23 protein-coding genes are annotated in these 22,752 nt (G+C 64.2%); 20 read left to right on the forward strand and 3 right to left on the reverse strand.

Going from position 1 to position 22,752, the window contains the following annotated elements; genetic code table 11:
* The first annotated feature begins 193 nt into the window (after positions 1 to 193).
* From AC6CIE_RS10760 to AC6CIE_RS10780, 5 genes are all read left to right on the forward strand, one after another.
* Positions 194 to 1,690: an ABC transporter substrate-binding protein gene (locus AC6CIE_RS10760; RefSeq protein WP_498092215.1), complete on the forward strand. Its 1,497-nt coding sequence runs from the start codon at positions 194 to 196 to the stop codon at positions 1,688 to 1,690.
* A 70-nt stretch (positions 1,691 to 1,760) separates the two neighbouring features.
* Positions 1,761 to 3,560 carry a gamma-glutamyltransferase family protein gene (locus tag AC6CIE_RS10765; protein ID WP_498092216.1) on the forward strand — a complete coding sequence of 600 codons (1,800 nt, stop codon included), beginning with the start codon at positions 1,761 to 1,763 and terminating at the stop codon, positions 3,558 to 3,560.
* Between the two features lie 81 nt (positions 3,561 to 3,641).
* On the forward strand, positions 3,642 to 4,616 hold the full coding sequence (locus AC6CIE_RS10770) for a diacylglycerol/lipid kinase family protein (RefSeq protein WP_498092217.1): 975 nt from the start codon (positions 3,642 to 3,644) through the stop codon (positions 4,614 to 4,616).
* Positions 4,613 to 5,404 carry a metallophosphoesterase family protein gene (locus AC6CIE_RS10775; protein ID WP_175123022.1) on the forward strand — a complete coding sequence of 264 codons (792 nt, stop codon included), beginning with the start codon at positions 4,613 to 4,615 and terminating at the stop codon, positions 5,402 to 5,404. Before AC6CIE_RS10770 ends, AC6CIE_RS10775 begins: the two co-directional genes overlap by 4 nt.
* A 45-nt stretch (positions 5,405 to 5,449) precedes the next feature.
* A complete protein-coding gene (locus AC6CIE_RS10780) occupies positions 5,450 to 6,217 on the forward strand; it encodes a phosphatase PAP2 family protein (RefSeq protein ID WP_175137303.1) in 768 nt (255 codons plus the stop codon).
* On the opposite strand, the gene AC6CIE_RS10785 is transcribed toward AC6CIE_RS10780, so the two are convergent.
* Genes AC6CIE_RS10785 through AC6CIE_RS10795 form a run of 3 tightly spaced genes read right to left on the reverse strand, consistent with a single transcriptional unit; the run spans position 6,188 to position 7,673 of the window.
* Positions 6,188 to 6,622, reverse strand: coding sequence for an NAD(P)-binding domain-containing protein (locus tag AC6CIE_RS10785; protein WP_175137304.1), 435 nt, complete (start codon positions 6,620 to 6,622; stop codon positions 6,188 to 6,190). The two genes, AC6CIE_RS10780 and AC6CIE_RS10785, sit on opposite strands and share 30 nt — an antisense overlap.
* On the reverse strand, positions 6,619 to 7,062 hold the full coding sequence (locus AC6CIE_RS10790) for a PaaI family thioesterase (protein ID WP_175123019.1): 444 nt from the start codon (positions 7,060 to 7,062) through the stop codon (positions 6,619 to 6,621). The genes AC6CIE_RS10785 and AC6CIE_RS10790 overlap by 4 nt, the downstream gene beginning before the upstream one ends.
* Complete coding sequence (locus AC6CIE_RS10795) at positions 7,059 to 7,673, reverse strand: TetR/AcrR family transcriptional regulator (protein WP_175137305.1); 615 nt, start codon at positions 7,671 to 7,673, stop codon at positions 7,059 to 7,061. The genes AC6CIE_RS10790 and AC6CIE_RS10795 overlap by 4 nt, the downstream gene beginning before the upstream one ends.
* Here AC6CIE_RS10795 and AC6CIE_RS10800 point away from each other — a divergent pair.
* The 15 genes from AC6CIE_RS10800 to AC6CIE_RS10870 all read left to right on the forward strand — a co-directional run bounded on the left by AC6CIE_RS10800 (position 7,672) and on the right by AC6CIE_RS10870 (position 22,752).
* Positions 7,672 to 7,929, forward strand: coding sequence for a hypothetical protein (locus AC6CIE_RS10800; protein WP_498092218.1), 258 nt, complete (start codon positions 7,672 to 7,674; stop codon positions 7,927 to 7,929). The two genes, AC6CIE_RS10795 and AC6CIE_RS10800, sit on opposite strands and share 2 nt — an antisense overlap.
* Before the next feature lie 200 nt (positions 7,930 to 8,129).
* A complete protein-coding gene (locus AC6CIE_RS10805) occupies positions 8,130 to 9,251 on the forward strand; it encodes a porin (RefSeq protein ID WP_175184214.1) in 1,122 nt (373 codons plus the stop codon).
* Between the two features lie 293 nt (positions 9,252 to 9,544).
* Positions 9,545 to 9,904, forward strand: coding sequence for an NADH-quinone oxidoreductase subunit A (locus AC6CIE_RS10810; protein WP_006217959.1), 360 nt, complete (start codon positions 9,545 to 9,547; stop codon positions 9,902 to 9,904).
* A gap of 39 nt (positions 9,905 to 9,943) precedes the next feature.
* On the forward strand, positions 9,944 to 10,420 hold the full coding sequence (locus AC6CIE_RS10815; RefSeq protein WP_006217960.1) for a NuoB/complex I 20 kDa subunit family protein: 477 nt from the start codon (positions 9,944 to 9,946) through the stop codon (positions 10,418 to 10,420).
* A gap of 79 nt (positions 10,421 to 10,499) precedes the next feature.
* The gene (locus AC6CIE_RS10820) at positions 10,500 to 11,126 is read left to right on the forward strand and encodes an NADH-quinone oxidoreductase subunit C (protein ID WP_175123016.1); all 627 of its coding nucleotides are present in this window, start codon (positions 10,500 to 10,502) and stop codon (positions 11,124 to 11,126) included.
* 3 nt (positions 11,127 to 11,129) lie between these two features.
* Positions 11,130 to 12,386 (forward strand): NADH-quinone oxidoreductase subunit D, encoded by a 1,257-nt coding sequence (locus tag AC6CIE_RS10825; RefSeq protein WP_175123015.1) that lies wholly within the window; start codon positions 11,130 to 11,132, stop codon positions 12,384 to 12,386.
* Positions 12,387 to 12,433: 47 nt separating this feature from the next.
* On the forward strand, positions 12,434 to 12,928 hold the full coding sequence (gene nuoE, locus AC6CIE_RS10830) for an NADH-quinone oxidoreductase subunit NuoE (RefSeq protein WP_056321718.1): 495 nt from the start codon (positions 12,434 to 12,436) through the stop codon (positions 12,926 to 12,928).
* Positions 12,925 to 14,292, forward strand: coding sequence for an NADH-quinone oxidoreductase subunit NuoF (gene nuoF, locus AC6CIE_RS10835; protein WP_175123014.1), 1,368 nt, complete (start codon positions 12,925 to 12,927; stop codon positions 14,290 to 14,292). Before nuoE ends, nuoF begins: the two co-directional genes overlap by 4 nt.
* 15 nt (positions 14,293 to 14,307) lie before the next feature.
* Entirely contained in the window at positions 14,308 to 16,635 is a 2,328-nt protein-coding gene (nuoG, locus tag AC6CIE_RS10840) for an NADH-quinone oxidoreductase subunit NuoG (RefSeq protein ID WP_175137307.1), read from the forward strand.
* Positions 16,635 to 17,708, forward strand: coding sequence for an NADH-quinone oxidoreductase subunit NuoH (gene nuoH / locus AC6CIE_RS10845; protein ID WP_175137308.1), 1,074 nt, complete (start codon positions 16,635 to 16,637; stop codon positions 17,706 to 17,708). The genes nuoG and nuoH overlap by 1 nt, the downstream gene beginning before the upstream one ends.
* A 20-nt stretch (positions 17,709 to 17,728) precedes the next feature.
* Complete coding sequence (gene nuoI, locus AC6CIE_RS10850; protein ID WP_008161196.1) at positions 17,729 to 18,217, forward strand: NADH-quinone oxidoreductase subunit NuoI; 489 nt, start codon at positions 17,729 to 17,731, stop codon at positions 18,215 to 18,217.
* A 17-nt stretch (positions 18,218 to 18,234) separates the two neighbouring features.
* The gene (locus AC6CIE_RS10855; RefSeq protein ID WP_175123011.1) at positions 18,235 to 18,885 is read left to right on the forward strand and encodes an NADH-quinone oxidoreductase subunit J; all 651 of its coding nucleotides are present in this window, start codon (positions 18,235 to 18,237) and stop codon (positions 18,883 to 18,885) included.
* Positions 18,882 to 19,190, forward strand: coding sequence for an NADH-quinone oxidoreductase subunit NuoK (gene nuoK, locus AC6CIE_RS10860; protein WP_006217969.1), 309 nt, complete (start codon positions 18,882 to 18,884; stop codon positions 19,188 to 19,190). The genes AC6CIE_RS10855 and nuoK overlap by 4 nt, the downstream gene beginning before the upstream one ends.
* Positions 19,191 to 19,207: 17 nt before the next feature.
* Entirely contained in the window at positions 19,208 to 21,253 is a 2,046-nt protein-coding gene (nuoL, locus tag AC6CIE_RS10865; protein WP_175123010.1) for an NADH-quinone oxidoreductase subunit L, read from the forward strand.
* A complete protein-coding gene (locus tag AC6CIE_RS10870; protein WP_175123009.1) occupies positions 21,250 to 22,752 on the forward strand; it encodes an NADH-quinone oxidoreductase subunit M in 1,503 nt (500 codons plus the stop codon). Before nuoL ends, AC6CIE_RS10870 begins: the two co-directional genes overlap by 4 nt.

Below are 22,752 nucleotides of genomic sequence, written 5' to 3' on the forward strand. Positions count from 1 at the left end.
GTATAGTGGGCGGCGCGTCACCCGCCGGTCTATACAATCGCCGCGCGCCTGGCGCAGAATCCAACAACAAACAGCGTGCGCACAAGGGGGATGGGCCCGGCGATGCGGCGCGTCCCGGGGTCTGTTGCTCTCAGCCAGGCGGTGCCTCCGCGCACGAGACGACAGATCCTGACGGAACCGACGGAGATCATTCATGCGTAAACTTTGCCTCGCCATGGCCATGGCGGGAATGCTGGCCACCGGATTGGCGAACGCCCAGTCCACGCTGCGTATCGGTCTGCAGGACGACCCGGACGTGCTGGACCCGGCGCGCGCCCGCACCTTTGTCGGCCGCATCGTGTTCGCCTCGTTGTGCGACAGGCTGGTCGACATCACCCCAGACCTGAAGATCGTGCCGCAGCTCGCGCAATCCTGGACCATCGGCCCGGACAACAAGACGCTGACCTTCAAGCTGCGCACGGATGCCGTGTTCCACGATGGCACCCCCATCAACGCCGCCGCCGTCAAGGCCAACCTTGACCGCGCCCGCACGCTGCCCGACAGCAACCGCAAGAGCGAGCTGGCCACCGTTGCCAGCGTGGACGCGCCCGACGAGCACACCGTGGTGCTGAACCTGTCGGAGCCGGACGCCTCGCTGCTGTCGCAGCTGTCCGACCGCGCCGGCATGATGATTTCGCCTGCCAGCTTCGACAAGGACCCCGGCGGCAAGCCCGTGTGCTCGGGCCCCTACCAATTCAAGGAGCGCGTGCAGAACGATCGCATCGTGCTCGAGAAATTTCCCAAGTACTGGGATGCGGCCAATTACCACTTCGACCGCCTCGTCTACACGCCGATTCCGGACAACACCGTGCGCCTGAACAACCTGCGCGCCGGGGACCTGGACATCATCGAACGCGTGGCGCCCAGCGACGCCAAGGCCGTCAAGGATGACGCCAGCCTGCGTCTGGCGCCGGTTACGGGCCTGGGCTTCCAGTCCATCTCCGTGAACCTCGCCAACGGCGCGCGCGCCGATCATCCCCTTGCCAAGGACAAGCGCGTGCGGCAGGCGCTGGATCTGGCCATCGATCGCGACGTCCTGAACCAGGTGATCGGCGAAGGCATGTTCCAGCCCGCCCACCAGCCGTTCCCGCCCGCCAGCTTTGCGTATAACAAGTCCTTCGACCGCCCGGGCCGCGACCCCAAGAAGGCGCAGGCCCTGCTGAAGGAAGCCGGCTACGACCGCGTGAAGGTCGAAATCACCTTCGGCAACAACACCACCATGCAGCAGGTCTTCGAACTGGTGCAGGCCATGGGCGCCGAAGCCGGCTTCGATATCTCGCTGCGTCCGGTCGAGTTCGCCTCGCTGCAATCCTCGCTGGCCCGCGGCGACTTCCAGATCGGCCAGAGCGGCTGGTCGGGCCGTGTCGATCCCAGCGGCAACATCCACCAGTACCTGAGCTGCAAGGGCAACCTGAACGACGGCAAATTCTGCGACCCCGCCGTCGACAAACTGCTCAACGACGCCCGCGCCGAAGCCGACACGACCAAGCGCCGCGCCATGTACGACCAGGTGCTGGCCGCGATGCAGGACCAGCGTCCGATCATTTACCTGTTCTACCTGCCGTGGACGTTCGGCGTGCAGGCCAAGTTGGACGGCTTCGTCCCGTACCCCGACGGTCTGATCCGTCTAAAAGGTGTACAGAAAAAGTAATGCCTCGGGGCCCGCATATGCGGGCCTCTTCACGGGCGGCGCTGACACCGCCCCAACACCAGGACCCACCATGTTTACGACTCGCCCGGAAATCCTCGGCACCTTCGGTGTCGTGACGTCCACCCATTGGCTGGCCAGCTCGGCCGGCATGTCGCTGCTGGAGCGCGGCGGCAATGCGTTCGATGCCTGCGTCGCCTCGGCGTTCGTGCTGCAGGTGGTCGAACCCCATCTGGTCGGCCCGGCCGGCGAAGTGCCGGCCGTGTTCTATTCGGCCCGCACCGGCAAGGTCGAGGTCTTGTGCGGGCAGGGCACCACGCCCGCCGCGGCCACGCTGGAACGCTACCGCGCCGAAGGCCTGAAGCTCATTCCCGGCAACGGTCTGCTCGCCACCGTGGTCCCCGGCGCGTTCGATGCCTGGATGCTGCTGCTGCGCGACCACGGCACGATGCGCGTGCGGGACGTGCTCGAACCCGCCATTTATTACGCGGAACAAGGCCATGCGCTGATGCCGCGCATCTCCAACACCATTGCCGGCCTGAAGGACTTCTTCGAAACCCACTGGCCGACGACCGCCCAGGTCTACGTGCCGGGCGGGCAGGTGCCGCAGGCCCGCAAGCTGTTCCGCAATCCGGCATTGGCCCGCACCTGGACCCGCGTGCTGCAAGCCGCCGAAGGCGCCGGCGCCGACCGCGAGCGCCAGATCGAGGCCGCGCGCGACGCGTTCTACCGTGGTTTCATCGCCGACGAAATCGACCGCTTCGCCCGCAACACCGACGTCATGGACGAAAGCGGCGCCACCCATCGCGGCGTCATCACGGCCGATGATCTGGCCGGCTGGTCCGCCAGCTACGACGAACCGCTGACCTACGACTATCACGGCTACACGGTCGCCAAGGCCGGCGCCTGGAGCCAGGGGCCGGTCTTCCTGCAGACGCTCGCCATCCTGAAAGACATGGACTTGGCGGGCGTCAGTCCCACCAGCGCCGAGTTCATCCACCGGGTGACCGAGGCCATGAAGCTCGCCTTTGCCGACCGCGAAGCCTATTACGGCGACCCGGCCTTCATCGACGTGCCGCTCGCCCATCTGCTTTCCGACGCGTACAACGCCGAACGCCGCCAACTGATCGGGGAGGGCGCGTCGCACGGCCTGCTGCCCGGCCAGGTGCCCGGCTTCGAGGCGCAGGTCGCGCGCGTCATGGACACGCTCGAGCGCCTGTCGCCCGTCACCGCGCCCGGCAGCGCCACGAACGAACCGACCCTTGCCGATATGCGCGCGTCGGCCAAGCGCGGCGACACCACGCACGTGGACGTGATCGACCGCTGGGGCAACATGATCTCGGCCACGCCGTCCGGCGGCTGGTTCCAGTCCTCGCCGGTCATTCCGGAGTTGGGCTTCGGCCTGAACACCCGCGCCCAGATGTTCTGGCTGGAAGAAGGCCTGCCCGGCACGCTGGCGCCGGGCAAGCGCCCGCGCACCACGCTGACCCCCTCGCTCGCGCTGCGCGACGGCAAGCCGTACCTGGCCTTCGGCACGCCGGGCGGCGACCAGCAGGAACAATGGCAACTGCTGTTCTTCCTGCGACACGTGCACCACGGCCTGAATCTGCAGGAAGCCATCGACCTGCCCATGTCGCACACCATGCACTTTCCCACGTCCTTCTACCCGCGCGACCGCAAACCCGGCCATCTGGCGCTGGAGGCCAGCTTCGGCGCCGAGGTCATTGCGGCGCTGCGCCAGCGCGGCCACCAGATCGAAGAACTGCCCGAGTGGTCGGTCGGCCGGCTGACCGCCGCTTCGCGTGACGCGGACGGACTGCTGCATGCGGCCGCCACGCCGCGCCTGATGCAAGCGTACGCCGTCGGCCGTTGAACGGACGGCGCACGCTTTCTTACAAAGCGTGCGCCGTGCGGCGTCTTGCGGCGGTTTACCCGCTTAGGGTATGTTTGTCGCATGACGCCATCCGAGCAGAGCCCGGCAACAGCGGCTCGACCCCTCACGGGAAAAGAACCCTTATTCATCGTCCTCAATAAAGGATCGGGGCGCGGCGACGCGCAGGTCTTGCAGGACACCATCCGGACAATCCTCGACGAGGCCGGGCGGCGCTACGAACTCATGCCGGTCGGCGATCCGTCGCGGCTGACGGACGTGGCGCGCCAGGCGGTCAAACGCGCCCAGGACGAGCAGGGCGTCGTCATCGCCGCGGGCGGCGACGGCACGCTCAATGCCGTTGCGTCCACGGTGCTGGGACAGGGCGTGCCATTCGGCATCCTGCCGCAAGGCACCTTCAACTACTTCGGCCGCACCTACGGCATTTCGCAAGAAACCGAGGTGGCGCTGCGCGGCTTCCTGCAAGGCACCATCCGGCCCGTTCAGGTTGGCCTGCTGAACGGCCGGCTGTTTCTCGTCAACGCCAGCCTCGGCCTGTATCCGCAACTGCTCGAAGACCGCGAGGCCTACAAGCAACGCTACGGGCGCAGGCGCTGGGTCGCGCTGTGGTCTGGCCTGGTCACGCTCTGGCGCCAACCGCGCCAGCTCGGGTTGCAGCTCGAATTCGAGGGCAAGTCGCGCAGTCTGCGGTCGCCGACGCTGGTCGTGGGCAACAACAAGCTGCAACTGGAACACATCGGCATCGAGAACGACGAGCTCGACCGCAAACGGCTGATCGCCATGGCGGCGCGACCGGTGGGCACGCTGGCCCTGTACGGCCTGCTGGTGCGCGGTTTGCTCAGCCGGATGGGCGACGCCGAGAACGTCATCAGCTTCGCCTTCGACAAGCTGACGGTCGGTGTGCGCGGGCGCCGCCGGGTCAAGGTGGCGATGGACGGCGAGATATCCTGGATGGACACGCCGCTTGAATTCAAGGTGGCGAGCGATCGCCTGCCCCTGGTGGTGCCGGCGGACCCCGAGCTTCTGGACCGCTCATGACGCGGATCCTGCATTTGTCGGACACCCATTTCGGCACGGAGCGCAAGGCGGTCGTCGAAGCCGTGCTGGACCTGGCGCGGCAGTTGTCGCCCGATCTGGTGGTGCTCAGCGGCGACATCACCCAGCGCGCGCGCCGCAGCCAGTTCGCCGCCGCGCGCCGGTTCATCGAGCGTCTGGCCCTGCCCGTGCTGGCGGTGCCCGGCAATCACGACATCCCGCTGTACAACGTATTCGCACGCGCCCTCAATCCCTACGGCAACTACAAGCGCGCGCTGGGGCCGATCCTCGAGCCCGTGTTCGAAAACGATGGCGTGCTCGCCATCGGGGTGAACACCACGCGGCCAAAACGCCACAAGGATGGCGAGATCTCCGATGCCCAGATCGCTCGCGTCGCCCAGCGGCTGCGGCAAGCCCGGCCAGGCCAGTTGCGCCTCGTCGTGGCGCACCACCCGGTGCGCGCCAAGGTCGAATCGGACCTGTCCAATCTGCTGATCGGCCGGGAGCGTGCGCTGTCGGCCTGGGCCCAGGCGGGTGTCGACCTGGTGCTGGGCGGTCACATACACTTGCCCTACGTGCTGCCGCTGACCGCGCCCACCGGACCGGCCGGCTGGATCGTCCAGGCCGGGACGACCTGCTCGCACCGGGTGCGGGGCACCGTGCCCAACTCGCTGGGCGTGATCACCCGCTCTGAAGAGGAAGGCCAGCAGGTCTGCCACGTCGAGCGGTGGGATTACGCGGCGGGCGCGCATGCCTTCGCTCCGGTCGACAAGACGCTGGTCTCGTTGTAGCAGGGGGCGCGGCCCCCACGCACCTTTCTTTTTGATGGCGCATACATGACCGATGTCTACGCGGCATGGGCCGCAGCCCATGCCCTCTCTTTGTTTGTCGCGCTGCCGCTGGTCGCGGGCGGCGTGGCGCTGCTCTTCATGCGCTGCCACGGCCGCCTGTCCGGCAACGGCCGTGCCGCGCTCTTCGCCGCGACGGCGGGCATTTCCTTTGCGTTGTTTCTGGCGCTGGCCCTGGCCGTCGAAAGCCGCGGGACGATCGTGGCGTTCGACAGCGCGCTCGCCAATGCGCTCAGCATGTCCATGTCGACGTCCATGCTTTGGTTGCTGTCCTGGATCACGTATCTAGGTGACCGCAACCTGCTCACGGTCGTCGCTGTGTTGATGACGATTGCGCTGCTATGGCGCGGGTCGTGGCAGCTCGCGCTCTTCTGCGCGGTCGCGACAGGCCTGAACGGCGCGCTGAACTGGCTGTTCAAGCACACGTTCGAGCGCGTGCGCCCCGACCACGATCACGGCTACGCCATGGCGACCGGCTGGAGCTTCCCCAGCGGCCACTCGTCGGCGGCAATGGCTGTGTACGGCACGGCCTGCTACCTGATGTGGCGATTCGCGCCACCCGCGTGGCGTCTGCCCTGCGTGGCGTTCATGGCCGCGCTCATCATGGCCATCGGTCTCAGCCGCATCCTGCTGCAGGTGCATTTTGCGAGCGATGTCGTAGCCGGGTTCGCGGTCAGCCTGGGATGGCTGGTCCTGTGCGTGGCGGCCGTCGAACGGCTGCACGTGTCAGGCAGGACGGTTCAGCGCGTCCAGTAGGCGCGCCTCGATGCCGTCCGCGGCGGGCGCCTGCATTGGCGCGCAGGTGTAGCGCCCGCCCGCGCAGGTGATGGCGCGGTCAAGCTGCCGCATCCGGTCGGCGGGTGGCGGGTCCAGATCGATGATCAGCTTGCCGGCAATGGGCGCAGTGACCTGTCCGTCGCTGAAGCGCTCCAGCGTGCGATCGATCTCGCGCTCCCGGGGCAGGGCCAGCACGATGGTGTCTGACTCCGCCAGGGCTTCGCGCGCCGAGGTTGCCAGCGTCGCGTTGCCGCGGAAATCTTCGCACCGCTCCGCCTCGATGTCATAGAGGGTCAGCGCAATGTCGGGCTCGGCGGCCAGCAGCCGCCGCGCGGCCATCGTGCCGATCCTGCCCATGCCGACGATGCTGACGCGCGGGCTCATGGCTTGGGCACCGACCACGTGCTCACGATATGCGCGACCGGCTCGTCCGAGCCTTCGCCGGTCAGCACGACTTCGCCCGCGGAAAGCCTGCCCACCTTGAGCAGCCGGGCATGCGCATGGATGGCGCCTGCCGGACTTTTGCGCAGGAAATTGATGGTCAGGCTGGCCGTGACCGCGTGGGCCTGCCCGGTGGCGCCCACGACCGCCGCATACATGGCCAGGTCGGCCAGTCCCATCAGCATCGGTCCGGCAACAATGCCGCCCAGCCGCTGGTGCGTGTCCCGGGCGGGCAGCACGGCGTGCGCCGTGCCGTGGCCGATGTGCAGCACATCGATCCCCAGCAGCATCGAGAACGGATGCTGGTCGGCAAGCAGCACGTGAAAGTCGGCAAGGCTGATCTGCGGCGCGCGCGCATCGGCGGCGAGGGCGGTTGCGGTCATCGTTGTTCCAGGGCGTGGCAATAGTTGTCCAGCAGCGCATCGGCCTGCTGGCCCAGCGACTTGAGGCGGCGGGTGTGCACCAGCAGCAACAGTCCCATCAAATAGGTGAACACGTTCATCTGCTCGGCCTGAACGGTCTCGTCCCGCCAGCCTTTTGTGCGCGACAGCGCCTGGCCGATCAGATCGATGCATTGCCGCAACCGGCCGTTGAGCTTTTCGTCCATGTCCCGGCCGAGCCCCCGCGGGCCCAGTCCTTGGAACAGATACATCCCCAGCGAAAAATCCGTGCGCCGCTGCGCGTAGTAGGCAAAAAACGCCCCTATCACGCCGCGCGCGGCCGACTGCGGCGTCTCGGCATCGCCCGCCTGCGCCAGATGCGCGTGCAGCCGTTGCAGCGATCCGTCCAGCAGTTCCCCGTAAAGCGCCTCCTTGCCCGCGAACCAGGGATAAATGGCGCCCGTCGTGCAACCAGCTTCTTTGGCGATGGCCCGGATCGTCGTCTTTTCCAGACCATCCCGTTCAAACACGCGCTGCGCGGCGTCCAGGATGATCTGCCTGCGCAGGGCGCTCAGGCGTTCGTTGCGGTCGGCTCGAGGGGAAGGGGTGGACATGGCGCTCAGCGGCTATGCGGTGCCAACGATCATATCGACGATTTTTATTAATAACAACGTTATTAACGCCGCACGTGATTACGATGATCTTCAGTGCCGGCATCATCCCGGCCGCTCCGGTTTAGCGCTGCATGGCAGCCGGAGCCGCGAAGAAAGTAGCGTGACGAATGGGTTTTGGAATTGCCCGGAAAATTGGGGGCAGGGCCGAAAGTCGCATGGTTGCGCGCTCGGGCAGTTCGGTAAGGGAAAGCCCTAGCGTTGCGCGGCAAGCATCAGCGGGATGTTGCAACTTCCCAACAAGCCTGTCGCAAACCTGCACTTTTCTGATGCCGACCATAGCCAGTCCCCCCGATTTTTGATGCAATAGCGTCAACTTCCCTTCGCGGAGTTAGGGGGGCGGCAGGCTGGTTTGCTGGATTGCTGCTCTTGTCACTCAAATCAACGGAGATTTCTTAAATGAAAAAGACTCTGCTCGCTGCCGCCCTGCTCGCCGGTTTCGCCGGTGTCGCCCAGGCAGAAACGTCTGTCACCCTGTACGGTATCATCGACACGGGCCTCGGCTACAACCGTATCAGCGGTGTTAGCGACGCCGTCAACGGCAGCCGCTTCGGCATGATCAACGGCGTCCAAAACGGTTCGCGCTGGGGTCTGCGTGGTTCGGAAGATCTGGGTGACGGCCTGCGCGCTGTTTTCCAACTGGAATCGGGCTTTGATTCGGGTAACGGCCGTTCGGCTCAAGGTGGCCGTCTGTTCGGTCGTCAAGCCACCGTCGGTCTGGCCAGCGACAGCTGGGGCCAACTGGACTTCGGTCGTCAAACCAACATCGCTTCGAAGTACTTCGGTTCGATCGATCCGTTCGGCGCTGGCTTCGGTCAAGCTAACATCGGTACCGGTCTGAGCGCCGCTAACACGCAGCGCTACGACAACATGGTCATGTACCAAACCCCGTCGTTCAGCGGCTTCCAATTCGGCGCCGGCTACTCGTTCAGCGCCGACGACACGAAGACGACCGAAACCGGCTTCAAGACCGCCGACAACACCCGCGCCATCACCGCTGGTCTGCGCTACGTCAACGGCCCGTTGAACGTCGCTCTGTCGTACGACCAACTGAACGCCTCGAACCGTCTGACGACCGAAGCTACCGACGCTACCCCGCGTTCGTACATGATCGGTGGTTCGTATGACTTCGAAGTGGTCAAGCTGGCCCTGGTCTACGGCCGCACCACCGACGGCTGGTTCGCTGGCCCCGGCGTGAACGGCAACTCGATCCTGTCGGCAACCGCCAGCGGCATCAGCAACGTGTTTGCTGACGGCTTCAAGGCCAACTCCTACCTGGTCGGCCTGTCGGCCCCCATCGGTGGCGCTTCGAACGTCTTCGGTTCGTGGCAGCGTGTTGACCCGTCGAACGACAAGCTGACGGGCGACGATGCCAACATGAACATCTACTCGCTGGGCTACACCTACGACCTGTCCAAGCGTACCAACCTGTACGCCTACGGTTCGTACGCCACCAACTACGCCTTCCTGGACGACGTCAAGTCGACCGCCGTCGGCATCGGTGTGCGTCACCGCTTCTAATCCAATGCAGGGCGCAAGCCCTGTGTGGATTTAAAGCAAAAGCGAACGGGCCTCGGCCCGTTCGCATGAACCACCCTTTTGGGGGTGGTTTTTTTTCGTCTGCGGACTGAATTCAGGCATACTACGGCTTCGTGTCGTTCGAGCCGCACATGCTCGACATGCACCGACGAAAGCTGCAATTGTTCCATTTGAGGAATGCAGTCTTTCGCCTGCTATTCAAGCTACAGAGTTCAGCCGGAAGTAACCGCGCGAATGCTACAATCCTAAGGTTTGCGCATTTGACGGACGCCTGAATGAACCTGCAACAGTATTTTCCCGTCCTGCTGTTTATCGTAGTGGCCACCCTTATCGGGTTCGCGCTTCTAACGGCCGGCTCCCTCCTTGGCCCGCGGCGTCCTTACGCTGAGAAGCTCTCGCCTTACGAGTGCGGCTTCGAAGCGTTTGAAGATGCACGCATGAAGTTTGACGTGCGCTACTACCTCGTGGCGATTCTGTTCATTCTTTTCGACCTGGAAATCGCGTTCCTGTTCCCGTGGGCCATTGCTCAGGGCACCGTCGGACTCGTCGGTTTCTGGACGGTCATGGTTTTCCTCGCCGTGTTGACCGTCGGCTTCATCTACGAATGGAAAAAGGGCGCGCTGGATTGGGAGTGACCTTCGGGTTCATTTCACAGCACGTTATCAGAGACGAATATGGCTATAGACGGCATTCTCAAGCAAGGGTTCATCACCACCAGCGCCGACAAGTTCCTGAACTGGGCGAAGACCGGTTCGATGTGGCCCATGACCTTCGGTCTGGCCTGTTGCGCGGTTGAGATGATGCACGCGGGCGCAGCCCGCTATGACCTGGACCAATTCGGCATCATCTTCCGGCCCAGCCCGCGCCAGTCCGATCTTATGATCGTTGCCGGCACGCTGTGCAACAAGATGGCGCCCGCGCTGCGCAAGGTCTACGACCAGATGCCCGAGCCGCGCTGGGTGGTTTCCATGGGCTCCTGTGCCAATGGCGGCGGCTACTACCACTACTCGTATTCGGTGGTGCGTGGCTGTGATCGCATCGTACCGGTAGACGTCTACGTGCCGGGCTGCCCGCCCACGGCCGAGGCGCTGGTCTACGGCTTGCTGCAAATGCAGAACAAGATCCGTCTGACCAACACGATTGCGCGCTGATGCTTCGTCAGGTTCGACGGCAGGCCTCAGCCGCCTCGAACCTGCGAAACCAGCGTATCGGTTCACCTAAGCGTACAAGATGATGACCAGGCTCGAATCCCTGAAAAACAATTTGCAGACCACCCTCGGCGCGGACATTGCGCTGACCGAGGCGCTGGGCGAGCTGACGCTCGAAGTGCCCGCGGAGCAGTGGTTCTCCGTCTGCAACAAGCTGCGCACCGAAGCCGGCCTGCGCTTTGAAACCTGTATCGACCTCTGCGGCGTCGACTACCTGACCTGGGGCAACGGCACGCGCCAGATGCCCGAGGAAACCAACGTCCGCATCCACCGCTCGCGTTATGCCGTGGTGGCGCACCTGCTCTCCCTCGAGAACAACTGGCGGCTGCGCGTGCGCACGTGGGCGCCTGACGACGAGTTCCCGATGGTCGCCTCGCTGATGGAATGCTGGCCCACGGTCGGCTGGTTCGAGCGCGAAGCCTTCGATCTGTACGGCATCGTCTTCGAAGGCCATCCGGACCTGCGCCGCATCCTCACCGACTACGGCTTCATCGGCCATCCGTTCCGCAAGGACTTCCCGCTGTCGGGCACCGTCGAAATGCGCTACGACCCCGAGCAGCGACGCGTCATTTACCAGCCGGTCACGATCGATCCGCGCGAGATCACCCCGCGCGTGGTGCGCGAAGACACCTACGGCATGGGGCGTTGAATCATGGCAGACATCAAGAACTACACCCTGAACTTCGGTCCTCAACACCCGGCCGCGCACGGCGTGCTGCGCCTGGTGCTCGAGCTTGACGGCGAAGTCATCCAGCGCGCCGATCCGCACATCGGCCTGCTGCACCGCGCCACTGAAAAGCTGGCCGAGCACAAGACCTACATCCAGGCGCTGCCCTACATGGACCGCCTGGACTACGTGTCCATGATGTGCAATGAGCACGCCTACGTCATGGCCATCGAAAAGCTGCTGGGCGTCGAAGCCCCGCTGCGCGCGCAGTACATCCGCGTGATGTTCGATGAAATCACGCGTCTGCTGAACCACCTGATGTCGCTGGGCTCGCACGCCCTGGACGTGGGCGCCATGGCAGTATTCCTGTACGCCTTCCGTGAACGCGAAGACCTGATGGACTGCTACGAAGCAGTCTCGGGCGCGCGCATGCACGCGGCCTACTACCGACCGGGTGGCGTCTATCGCGACCTGCCGGATTCCATGCCGCAGTACGGCGACTCCAGCAAGTTCCGTGGCGACAAGGAAATGCGCGTCATGAACGAAGCGCGTTCGGGCTCGCTGCTGGACTTCATCGAAGACTTCACCAACCGCTTCCCCGGCTGCGTCGACGAGTACGAAACCCTGCTCACCGACAACCGCATCTGGAAGCAGCGTCTGGTCGGGATCGGCGTGGTCGATCCCGAGCGCGCCAAGGCGCTGGGCTTCACCGGCCCGATGCTGCGCGGTTCGGGCGTCGCCTGGGACCTGCGCAAGACGCAGCCCTACGAAGTCTACGACCTACTTGATTTCGACATCCCCGTGGGTGTCAACGGCGACTGCTACGACCGCTACCTGGTCCGCATCGCCGAGATGCGCCAAAGCAATCGCATCATCCGCCAGTGCGTGGAATGGCTGCGCAACAATCCCGGCCCGGTCATGATCGAGAACCACAAGATCGCCCCGCCGTCGCGTACCGCCATGAAGACCAACATGGAAGAGCTGATCCATCACTTCAAGCTCTTCACTGAAGGTTTCCACGTGCCCCCGGGCGAGGCGTTCGCCTCGGTGGAGCACCCGAAGGGCGAATTCGGCATCTATCTGGTGTCCGACGGCGCCAACAAGCCTTACCGCCTGAAGATTCGGGCGCCTGGCTTTGTCCACCTGCAAGCGCTGGATGAAATGTCGCGTGGCCACATGATCGCCGACGCCGTCACCATCATTGGCACGCAGGACATCGTTTTCGGCGAGATCGATCGCTGATCCGCCCAGACAGTCACGAGCACGCCCGCATAACCCGGATTCAAACTATGCTGCTTTCCGAACAGGCCTACCAGAAAATCGACCGTGAACTGGCCAAGTTCCCGGCCGACCAGCGGCAGTCCGCCATCATGGCCTCGCTTGCCATCGCGCAAGAAGAGAAGGGCTGGTTGGCTACCGAAGTCATCGAAGACGTGGCCAACTACATTGGCGTTCCGCCCATCGCGGTCCAGGAAGTCGCCACGTTCTACAACATGTTCGACGTCAAGCCCGTCGGCAAGAACAAGATCGCCGTCTGCACGAACCTGCCCTGTGCCTTGCGCGACGGCGACCGCGCCGGCGAATACCTCAAGCGCAAGCTGGGCGTCGACTATCGCCAGACCACCGAAGACGGCCAGTTCACGCTGGTCGAAGGCGAGTGCATGGGCGCCTGCGGCGACTCCCCCGTGCTGATCGTGAACAACAAGCATATGTGCGTGCGCATGACCGACGAGAAGCTGGACGCGCTGGTCGCGGCCCTCAAGCAGCAAGGAGAGTCGGCATGAACGCGCCTGACCTGTACAAGCAGTTCGCGCAGGGGCTGGATCCCAACCCCCTGAACGACCTGTCCAACTCGATGGCCCTGCACGGCCGCCACCTGCAGCCGCAGATCATGGCCGACGTCGACGGCGCCAACTGGCGCCTGGCCGACTACGTCAAGCGCGGCGGCTACGAAGCCCTGAAAAAGATCCTGACCACCGGCATGAAGCCGGAAGACGTGATCGCCGAAGTCAAGGCGTCGGGTCTGCGCGGCCGTGGCGGCGCGGGCTTCCCGACCGGCCTGAAGTGGAGCTTCATGCCGCGCGCCTTCCCGGGCCAGAAGTACCTCGTCTGCAACTCCGACGAAGGCGAGCCCGGCACGTTCAAGGACCGCGACATCCTGCGCTTCAATCCGCACATCGTGATTGAAGGCATGGCGATCGCGGCCTACGCCATGGGCATCAGCGTCGGCTACAACTACATCCACGGCGAAATCTTCGAAGTCTACGAGCGCTTTGAAGAAGCGCTGGAAGAGGCGCGTGCCGCCGGCTTCCTGGGTGACCGCCTGTTCGGTTCCGACTTCAGCTTCCAGCTCCACGCTTTCCATGGTTACGGCGCCTACATCTGCGGCGAAGAAACCGCGCTGCTGGAATCGCTGGAAGGCAAGAAGGGCCAGCCGCGCTTCAAGCCGCCGTTCCCGGCCAGCTTCGGCCTGTACGGCAAGCCCACCACCATCAACAACACGGAAACGTTCGCGGCGGTGCCGTGGATCATCCGCAACGGCGGCCAGGCCTACCTGGAAGTCGGCAAGCCGAACAACGGCGGCACCAAGCTGTTCTCGATCACCGGCGACGTCGAGCGTCCCGGCAACTACGAGATCCCGCTGGGCACCCCGTTCTCGACGCTGCTGGAACTGGCTGGCGGCATGCGCGGCGGCAAGAAGCTGAAGGCGGTCATCCCCGGCGGCTCGAGCGCCCCGGTCCTGCCCGCCGACATCATGATGGAATGCACGATGGACTATGACTCCATCGCCAAGGCCGGCTCGATGCTCGGCTCTGGCGCTGTGATCGTCATGGACGAGACGCGCTGCATGGTGAAGTCGCTGCTGCGTCTGTCGTACTTCTATTTCGAGGAAAGCTGCGGCCAGTGCACGCCGTGCCGCGAAGGCACCGGCTGGCTCTACCGCATGGTGCACCGCATCGAAAACGGTCAAGGCCGTCCGGAAGATCTGGAGCTGCTGGACAACGTGGCGCTCAACATCATGGGCCGCACCATCTGCGCTCTCGGTGACGCCGCCGCCATGCCCGTCCGTGGCTTCCTCAAGCATTTTCGCGACGAATTCGCGCACCACATCGAGCACAAGTCTTGTGTGGTCCCGCAATATCTGTAGGTCTCAGGAACAGCAATGGTTGAACTAACCGTCGACGGCAACAAGGTCGAAGTGCCCGAAGGCAGCATGGTCATGCATGCCGCCCAGAAAGTCGGGCTTTACGTGCCGCATTTCTGCTACCACAAGAAACTGTCCATCGCGGCCAACTGCCGGATGTGCCTGGTTGAAGTGGAAAAAGCGCCCAAGGCGCTGCCCGCCTGCGCCACGCCCGTGACCAACGGCATGGTCGTCCACACCTGCTCTGAGAAGGCTCGCGCCGCTCAGAAGTCGGTGATGGAATTCTTGCTCATCAATCACCCCCTCGACTGCCCGATCTGCGATCAGGGCGGCGAATGCCAGCTGCAGGATCTGGCCGTGGGCTACGGCGGCTCTTCCTCGCGTTACCAGGAAGAAAAGCGCGTCGTGTTCCACAAGGACCTGGGCCCGCTGGTTTCCGCCGAGGAAATGTCGCGCTGCATCCACTGCACCCGTTGCGTGCGCTTCGGCCAGGAAATCGCCGGCGTCATGGAGCTGGGCATGCTGGGCCGTGGCGAGCACTCCGAAATCACCACCTTCGTGGGCCGTTCGATCGAGTCCGAACTGTCGGGCAACATGATCGACATCTGTCCGGTGGGCGCGCTGACCTCCAAGCCCTTCCGCTACAGCGCCCGTACCTGGGAACTGGCTCGCCGCCGTTCGGTCAGCCCGCACGACAGCCTGGGCGCCAACCTGGTCGTCCAGGTCAAGGGCGACCGCGTGATGCGCGTGGTCCCGTTCGAAGACGAAGCCGTCAACGAATGCTGGATCAGCGACCGCGACCGTTTCTCGTACGAAGGCCTGAACAGCGACGACCGCCTGTCCGCCCCGATGATCAAGGGCACCGACGGCAAGTGGCAGGAAGCCTCGTGGGCCGACGCCCTGCAAGCCGTGGCCCAAGGCCTGTCGCGCGTACGTGACAGCTTCGGCGCCGGCCAGATCGGTGCGCTGGCGTCCGAATACGCCACCACCGAGGAATACGCGCTGCTGGGCCGCCTGGTCCGCTCGCTGGGTTCCGAGAACATCGACTTCCGTCTGCGCCAGACCGACCCGGCCTTTGACGCCGCGCTGACCGGCGCGCCGTGGCTGGGCATGCCCATCGCCGAACTCGACAACCTGGACCGCGTCCTGGTCGTCGGCTCGTTCCTGCGCAAGGATCATCCTCTGATGGCCCAGCGTCTGCGCCAAGCCGCCAAGCGTGGCACGCAGATCCTGATGGTCGACAGCGCCGCCGACGATCCCCTGATGCCCGTCACCGCGCGCATCACCGTGGCCCCGTCGGAACTGGCGCGCGCGCTGGCCGAAGTGGCCGTCGCGCTGGCCCAGGCCAAGGAACAGGCCGTGCCGGCCGAGTTCGCCTCGGTCACGCCGGGCGAAAACGCCAAGCTCATCGCCGCCAGCCTTGCGTCCGGCGCCAACACCGCCGTGCTGATGGGCAACCTGGCTGTCGCCAGCGCCCAGGCCACCACGCTGGCCGCCAACGGCCGTGCCGTGGCGGACCTGTCCGGCGGCAAGTTCGGCTTCCTGACCTCGGGCGGCAACACGGTCGGCGGTTACCTCGCCGGCGCCATCCCGGGCAAGGGCGGCAAGACCGCCGCGGCCATGCTCGCCGAACCGCTCAAGGCCTACATCGTCCTGCACGCCGAACCGCTGCTCGACGCCGACAATGGCCAGCAAGCCATCGCCGCGCTGCGTGGCGCGCAGTTCGCCGTCGCGCTCACGCCTTACCGTTCGGCCGCCGCTGAATGGGCCGACGTGATGCTGCCGGTGTCGCCGTTCACGGAAACCTCGGGCACGTTCGTCAACGCCCAAGGCCTGGCCCAGAGCTTCAAGGGCACGGTCACGCCGTTCGGCCAGACCCGTCCGGGCTGGAAGGTTCTGCGTGTGCTGGGCAACGTCCTGCATCTGGCGGGCTTCGACGACGAGACCTCCGAGTCCGTGCGCGACGCCGTGCTGGCCAGCGGCGTCGAAGGCCGTCTGTCCAACGACGTCAAGGCCCCGCTGGGTCTGGGCCAGGCGCTCACCGGCCTGGAACGCGTCGCCGATGTGCCGATCTACCGCACGGACGCCATGGTGCGCCGTTCGGAACCGCTGCAGGCCGCGCCGGCTTCGAAGAAGCCCGCCGCCGCCATGAACGGCCGCACCCTCACCAGCCTGGGCCTGACGGCCGGGGTCAAGGTGCGCGTGTCGGCCGGGCAGGGCGCCGTCGAACTGGAAACCGTGCAGGATGATGCCGTGGCCGATCGCGCCGTGCGCATTTCCGCCGCCTTCGAAACTACCGCTGCCCTGGGTGGCGCATTTGGTCAAATCAGCGTGGAGCGTGCCTGATGGAATGGCTCAATGTTCTTGAAAGCCACGGTCAGGCATTGCTGGGTCCGACGGTCTGGATGGTCCTCTGGACCATCGTCAAGATCGTCATCATTGCGGTGCCCATCATCCTGTGCGTGGCCTACCTGACTTACTGGGAACGCAAGATGATCGGCGCCATGCACGTGCGCATGGGCCCGAACCGCGTCGGTTTCAAGGGGCTGCTGCAGCCGTTTGCCGACGTCTTCAAGCTGCTGACCAAGGAAGTCGTGGTCCCCAGCCAGGCCAACAAGGTGCTGTTCATCGTGGCCCCCGTGGTCACGCTGATGCCGGCGCTGGCGGCCTGGGCTGTCGTGCCCTTCGGTCCCGACGTCGTGCTGGCCAACGTCAACGCCGGCCTGCTGTACATCATGGCCATCACGTCCATCGGCGTGTACGGCGTGATCGTCGCCGGCTGGGCATCCAACTCCAAGTACGCGTTCCTGGGCGCGCTGCGCGCCTCGGCCCAGATGCTGTCGTATGAACTGGCCATCGGCTTCGTGCTGGTGACGGTGCTGCTGGTGTCGGGCAGCCTGAACATGTCCGAGATCGTGCACGTGCAGAACCGCGGCTGGTTTGCCGAAAAGGGCCTGACGTTCATGTCGTGGAACTGGCTGCCGCTGCTGCCGCTGTTCGTGATCTACGTGATCTCGGCCGTTGCCGAAACCAACCGTCACCCGTTCGACGTCGTGGAAGGCGAATCCGAAATCGTGGCCGGCCACATGGTCGAATACTCGGGCATGGCCTTCGCGCTGTTCTTCCTGGGCGAATACGCCAACATGATCCTGCTGTCGTGCATGGCATCGATCATGTTCCTGGGCGGCTGGGCTTCCCCGATCGATATCGCGCCGCTGACCTGGATTCCGGGTTGGATCTGGCTGGGTCTCAAGACGTTCTTCGTGGTCTCGTTGTTCGTGTGGTTCCGGGCCTCGTTCCCGCGCTACCGCTATGACCAGATCATGCGCTTGGGTTGGAAAATCTTCATCCCGCTGACCGGCGTCTGGCTGGTCGTGGTGGCGATCTGGATGCAGACGCCCTGGAACATTTGGCGCTAAGCGCCAAGCAGAGGCAGGATATGGAAGCGATCAAGGATTTCTTCGGCAGCCTGATGCTGACCGAGTTGCTCAAGGGCATGCGCCTCACGGGCAAGTATTTTTTCAAGCGCAAGGTCACCTTGCGCTACCCCCAGGAAAAGACCCCTGCGTCGCCGCGTTTCCGCGGCCTGCACGCGCTGCGCCGCTACCCCAACGGGGAAGAGCGCTGCATCGCGTGCAAGCTGTGCGAGGCCGTGTGCCCCGCGCTGGCGATCACGATCGAGTCCGACCAGCGCGACGACGGCACCCGCCGCACGACGCGCTACGACATCGATCTGACCAAATGCATTTTCTGCGGCTTCTGTGAGGAAAGCTGCCCCGTGGACTCCATCGTGGAAACGCACATCCACGAATACCACGGCGAAAAGCGCGGCGACCTGTATTTCACCAAAGACATGCTGCTCGCCGTGGGCGACCGCTACGAAGCCGACATCGCCCGCCGCCGGGCCGAAGACGCGCCTTACCGCTGAAGCCCAGGGTCTGATCCATGACTTTTACCACTGTCCTTTTCTACATACTGGCCGCCGTGCTGGTGATCGCGGCGTTCCGCGTGATCACCGCGCGCAGCGCGGTCACCGCCGTTCTGCATCTGATCCTGGCGTTCGCCAACGCGGCCATGCTGTGGATGCTGCTGGGCGCCGAGTTCCTGGCGCTGCTGCTGGTGCTGGTGTACGTGGGCGCCGTGATGGTGCTCTTCCTCTTTGTCGTGATGATGCTCGACATCCGCATGGACACCTTGCGCCAGGGCATGAAGACCTACCTGCCGCTCGGCCTGGTCATCGGCGTCGTGCTCGTGCTGGAAGTGTCCTTCGTGCTGGGCACCATCTGGTACGGTTCCGGTCCCCAGGCGCAACTGCCCGCCGACTACAACAACGCCCGCGCGCTCGGCGAAGCGATGTACACGCAATACATCTACGCCATTGAAGTCGGCGCTGCGTTGCTGCTGGTTGGCATGGTTGCCGCGATTGCGCTGACCCTGCGCCGCCGCCGCGACGTCAAGTACAACGACCCGGTCGCCGCTGTCCGCGTGCGTTCGAAGGACCGCTTCCGCATGGTGAGCATGCCCGCCCAGAGCGAGCGCGCCCAGGCCAAGCGTGACGCCTCGAACGGTGCCGCGCCCCAAGGAGAAAAACAATGACGCTGACGCTGGCCCACTATCTGATCCTTGGCGCGATCCTGTTCGCGATCGGGATCTTCGGCATCTTCCTGAACCGCCGCAACCTGATCATTCTCCTGATGTCCATCGAGCTGGTGCTCCTGGCCGTCAACATGAACTTCGTGGCGTTCTCCAGCTGGTTCGGCGACACCGCCGGCCAGGTGTTCGTGTTCTTCATCCTGACCGTGGCCGCCGCTGAAGCGGCGATCGGCCTGGCCATTTTGGTGCTGCTGTTCCGCAACCTGAACACGATCAACGTTGACGAACTCGATCGCCTGAAGGGCTGACGGGGTATTGGAAGAAAATGTCTAGCTCACCCAATCTCTACCTGCTCATCGCGCTGGCGCCGCTGGCCGGAGCAATCCTCGCGGGCCTCTTTGGCACCGGGTTCCTCGGCCGGCCCATCGGCCGCCGCGCCTCGCACGTCATCACCATTCTGGGCGTGCTCATCTCCGCCATCGGTTCGGTGGTGGTGCTGGGCGACGTGCTGAACGGCCTGCGTTTCGACGGCGCTGTCTACACCTGGAGCCTCATCGGCCAGACCAAGCTGGAAATCGGCTTCCTGATCGATCCGCTGTCGGCCATGATGATGGTCGTGGTGACTTCCGTGTCGCTGATGGTGCACATCTACACCATCGGCTACATGGCTGACGATCCCGGCTACCAGCGCTTCTTCTCGTACATCTCGCTGTTCACGTTCTCCATGCTGATGCTGGTGATGTCGAACAACATGGTGCAGCTGTTCTTCGGCTGGGAAGCGGTGGGTCTGGTGTCCTACCTCCTGATCGGTTTCTGGTACACCCGTCCGACGGCGATCTTCGCCAACATGAAGGCGTTCCTGATCAACCGCGTCGGCGACTTCGGCTTCGTGCTCGGCATCGGCCTGCTGTTCGCCTACGCCGGCACCATGCACTACGGTGAAGTCTTCGCGCAGGCCGACAAGCTGGCCGCCATGACGCTGCCCGGTTCCGACTGGATGCTGCTGACCGTCGCGTGTATCTGCCTGTTCATCGGCGCCATGGGTAAATCGGCCCAGGTTCCGCTGCACGCCTGGCTGCCCGACTCGATGGAAGGCCCGACCCCGATCTCCGCGCTGATCCACGCCGCCACCATGGTGACGGCCGGCATCTTCATGGTCGCGCGTTTCTCGCCGCTGTTCGAACTGTCGGACACCGCGCTGTCGTTCATCATCGTGATCGGCGCCATCGGCGCGCTGTTCCTGGGCATCCTGGGCATCATCCAGAACGACATCAAGCGCGTCGTCGCGTACTCCACGCTGTCGCAGCTGGGTTACATGACTGTGGCACTGGGTGCGTCGGCCTACTCGGTCGCGATCTTCCACCTGATGACCCACGCGTTCTTCAAGGCGCTGCTGTTCCTGGGCGCGGGTTCGGTCATCATCGGCATGCACCACGACCAGGACATCCGCAACATGGGCGGCCTGCGCAAGTACATGCCCATCACCTGGATCACCTTCCTGCTGGGTACGCTGGCGCTTGTCGGCACGCCGTTCTTCTCGGGTTTCTACTCGAAGGAAAACATCATTGAAGCCGCCGGCCAGGCCAACGTCTGGGGCGCGAGCTTTGCCTACTATGCCGTCCTGATCGGCGTGTTCGTCACCTCGCTGTACTCGTTCCGCGTGTACTTCCTGGTCTTCCACGGCAAGGAACGCTTCGACACCAGCGATCACGGTCACGGCCACGGTCATGATGCGCATGGCCATGACGACCATGGTCACGACGACCACGGTCACGGCCATCACGGTGGCAAGCCGCACGAGTCGCCCTGGGTGGTTACGCTGCCGCTGATCCTGCTGGCGATTCCGTCGGTGTTCATCGGCGCCTGGGCGGTCGATCCCATGCTGTTCGGCAAGTTCTTCGACGGCGTCATCAAGGTCCTGCCGCAGCAGCATCCCGCGATGCACGTGCTGAGCGAGGAATGGCACGGCTGGGTCGCCTATGGCCTGCATGCCTTCCAGACCCTGCCGTTCTGGCTGGTCGTGGCTGGTTTCGTGATCTCCTGGTACTGCTACCTGATCAACCCGAAGGTGCCGGCCGCCATCAAGGCCAACCTGTCGGGCGTGAACAAGATCCTCGAGAACAAGTACTACGTGGATTGGGTGAACGAGCAGATCATTGCGCGTGGTCTGCGCTGCCTGGGCCGTGGCCTGTGGCAGACCGGTGACCGCGGCATCATCGACGGCATCCTGATCAACGGCAGTGCCCGCGTCGTGGGCTGGGTGGCAGCCATCAGCCGCCACCTGCAGTCCGGCTTCATCTATCACTACGCGTTCGCAATGATCATCGGCGTCATGGCGCTGGTGACTTTCTTTGTGCTGATTCCCCAATGATGGCAAGCGAGATGGCATCCAACACTTTTCCCTGGCTCACGCTTGCGATCTTTGTCCCGATCGTATTCGGCCTGCTGGTGCTGGCGGTGGGCCGTGACGACCGTCCCGGCCTGACGCGCGGCCTGTCGCTCGTCGGCTCGATCGCCGGCTTTCTGGTCACGATTCCGCTCTACACCGGTTTTGATTCCTCCACGGCCGCCATGCAGTTCGTGGAGAAGGCGTCCTGGATCGAAGCCTTCAACGTCAATTACCACCTGGGCATCGACGGCATCTCGATGTGGTTCGTGCTCCTGACCGCGTTCATCACCATCATCGTGGTGCTGGCCGGCTGGGAAGTCATCACGAGCCGCGTCGCGCAATACATGGCCGCCTTCCTGATCCTGTCGGGTCTGATGGTGGGCGTGTTCTGCGCGCTGGACGGCATGCTGTTCTACGTGTTCTTCGAAGCCACGCTGATCCCGATGTACATCATCATCGGCGTCTGGGGCGGCGGAAACCGCGTGTACGCGGCGTTCAAGTTCTTCCTGTACACCCTGATGGGTTCGCTGTTGACGCTGATCGCGTTCGTGTACCTCTGGAATGTCTCCGGCGGTTCGTTCGACATCCTGACCTGGCAGCAGACCAAGCTGGGCTACACGCCGCAGATCCTGATCTTCGTGGCGCTGCTGGCTGCGTTTGCCGTCAAGGTGCCGATGTGGCCGGTCCACACGTGGTTGCCGGACGCCCACGTGGAAGCGCCCACGGGCGGCTCCATCGTGCTGGCCGCGATCATGCTGAAGCTGGGCGCCTACGGTTTCCTGCGCTTCTCGCTGCCTATCGCGCCTGACGCCTCGCACAGCCTGGCCGGCATGATGATCACGCTGTCGCTGATCGCCGTGATCTACATCGGTCTGGTCGCGATCGTCCAGGAAGACATGAAGAAGCTGGTGGCCTATTCGTCGGTCGCCCACATGGGCTTCGTCACGCTGGGCTTCTTCATCTTCAACACGGCCGGCGTCGAAGGCGCCATCGTGCAGATGATCTCGCACGGCTTCGTGTCGGGCGCCATGTTCATGTGTATTGGCGTGCTCTATGACCGCATGCACTCGCGCCGCATCGCCGACTACGGCGGCGTGGTGAACGTGATGCCGCGTTTTGCCACGTTCTTCATCCTGTTCTCGATGGCCAACAGCGGCCTGCCGGCCACCAGCGGCTTCGTCGGCGAATTCATGGTGATCATGGGCGCGGTCGAGCACAACTTCTGGATCGGCCTGCTGGCAGCCACTGCCCTGATCCTGGGCGCGGCGTACTCGCTGTGGATGGTCAAGCGCGTCGTCCTGGGCGACGTCGCCAACGACCACGTGCGCGAGCTGACCGATATCAATCGCCGCGAATTCGTGATTCTTGGCGTGATGGCGATCGCCGTGTTGTACATGGGGATCTATCCCAAGCCCTTCACCGACGTGATGCACGTGTCGGTCGAGGCCCTGCTGCAACACGTTGCCGTCTCGAAACTGTAA

This window comes from Achromobacter sp. GQ309 (assembly GCF_059759315.1).

Excerpts from the sequence above, each read along its gene's own strand:
- AC6CIE_RS10825 (WP_175123015.1), top strand. The coding sequence starts at position 11,130 with ATGGCAGACATCAAGAACTACACCCTGAACTTCGGTCCTCAACACCCG.
- AC6CIE_RS10770 (WP_498092217.1), top strand. The coding sequence starts at position 3,642 with ATGACGCCATCCGAGCAGAGCCCGGCAACAGCGGCTCGACCCCTCACG.
- nuoF (WP_175123014.1), top strand. The coding sequence starts at position 12,925 with ATGAACGCGCCTGACCTGTACAAGCAGTTCGCGCAGGGGCTGGATCCC.
- nuoH (WP_175137308.1), top strand. The coding sequence starts at position 16,635 with ATGGAATGGCTCAATGTTCTTGAAAGCCACGGTCAGGCATTGCTGGGT.
- nuoI (WP_008161196.1), top strand. The coding sequence starts at position 17,729 with ATGGAAGCGATCAAGGATTTCTTCGGCAGCCTGATGCTGACCGAGTTG.
- AC6CIE_RS10800 (WP_498092218.1), top strand. The coding sequence starts at position 7,672 with ATGGCGCTCAGCGGCTATGCGGTGCCAACGATCATATCGACGATTTTT.
- AC6CIE_RS10785 (WP_175137304.1), bottom strand. The coding sequence starts at position 6,622 with ATGAGCCCGCGCGTCAGCATCGTCGGCATGGGCAGGATCGGCACGATG.
- AC6CIE_RS10810 (WP_006217959.1), top strand. The coding sequence starts at position 9,545 with ATGAACCTGCAACAGTATTTTCCCGTCCTGCTGTTTATCGTAGTGGCC.
- AC6CIE_RS10790 (WP_175123019.1), bottom strand. The coding sequence starts at position 7,062 with ATGACCGCAACCGCCCTCGCCGCCGATGCGCGCGCGCCGCAGATCAGC.
- AC6CIE_RS10765 (WP_498092216.1), top strand. The coding sequence starts at position 1,761 with ATGTTTACGACTCGCCCGGAAATCCTCGGCACCTTCGGTGTCGTGACG.
- AC6CIE_RS10775 (WP_175123022.1), top strand. The coding sequence starts at position 4,613 with ATGACGCGGATCCTGCATTTGTCGGACACCCATTTCGGCACGGAGCGC.
- AC6CIE_RS10780 (WP_175137303.1), top strand. The coding sequence starts at position 5,450 with ATGACCGATGTCTACGCGGCATGGGCCGCAGCCCATGCCCTCTCTTTG.
- AC6CIE_RS10815 (WP_006217960.1), top strand. The coding sequence starts at position 9,944 with ATGGCTATAGACGGCATTCTCAAGCAAGGGTTCATCACCACCAGCGCC.
- nuoE (WP_056321718.1), top strand. The coding sequence starts at position 12,434 with ATGCTGCTTTCCGAACAGGCCTACCAGAAAATCGACCGTGAACTGGCC.
- AC6CIE_RS10820 (WP_175123016.1), top strand. The coding sequence starts at position 10,500 with ATGATGACCAGGCTCGAATCCCTGAAAAACAATTTGCAGACCACCCTC.
- AC6CIE_RS10760 (WP_498092215.1), top strand. The coding sequence starts at position 194 with ATGCGTAAACTTTGCCTCGCCATGGCCATGGCGGGAATGCTGGCCACC.
- nuoG (WP_175137307.1), top strand. The coding sequence starts at position 14,308 with ATGGTTGAACTAACCGTCGACGGCAACAAGGTCGAAGTGCCCGAAGGC.
- AC6CIE_RS10870 (WP_175123009.1), top strand. The coding sequence starts at position 21,250 with ATGATGGCAAGCGAGATGGCATCCAACACTTTTCCCTGGCTCACGCTT.
- AC6CIE_RS10855 (WP_175123011.1), top strand. The coding sequence starts at position 18,235 with ATGACTTTTACCACTGTCCTTTTCTACATACTGGCCGCCGTGCTGGTG.
- nuoK (WP_006217969.1), top strand. The coding sequence starts at position 18,882 with ATGACGCTGACGCTGGCCCACTATCTGATCCTTGGCGCGATCCTGTTC.
- AC6CIE_RS10795 (WP_175137305.1), bottom strand. The coding sequence starts at position 7,673 with ATGTCCACCCCTTCCCCTCGAGCCGACCGCAACGAACGCCTGAGCGCC.
- AC6CIE_RS10805 (WP_175184214.1), top strand. The coding sequence starts at position 8,130 with ATGAAAAAGACTCTGCTCGCTGCCGCCCTGCTCGCCGGTTTCGCCGGT.
- nuoL (WP_175123010.1), top strand. The coding sequence starts at position 19,208 with ATGTCTAGCTCACCCAATCTCTACCTGCTCATCGCGCTGGCGCCGCTG.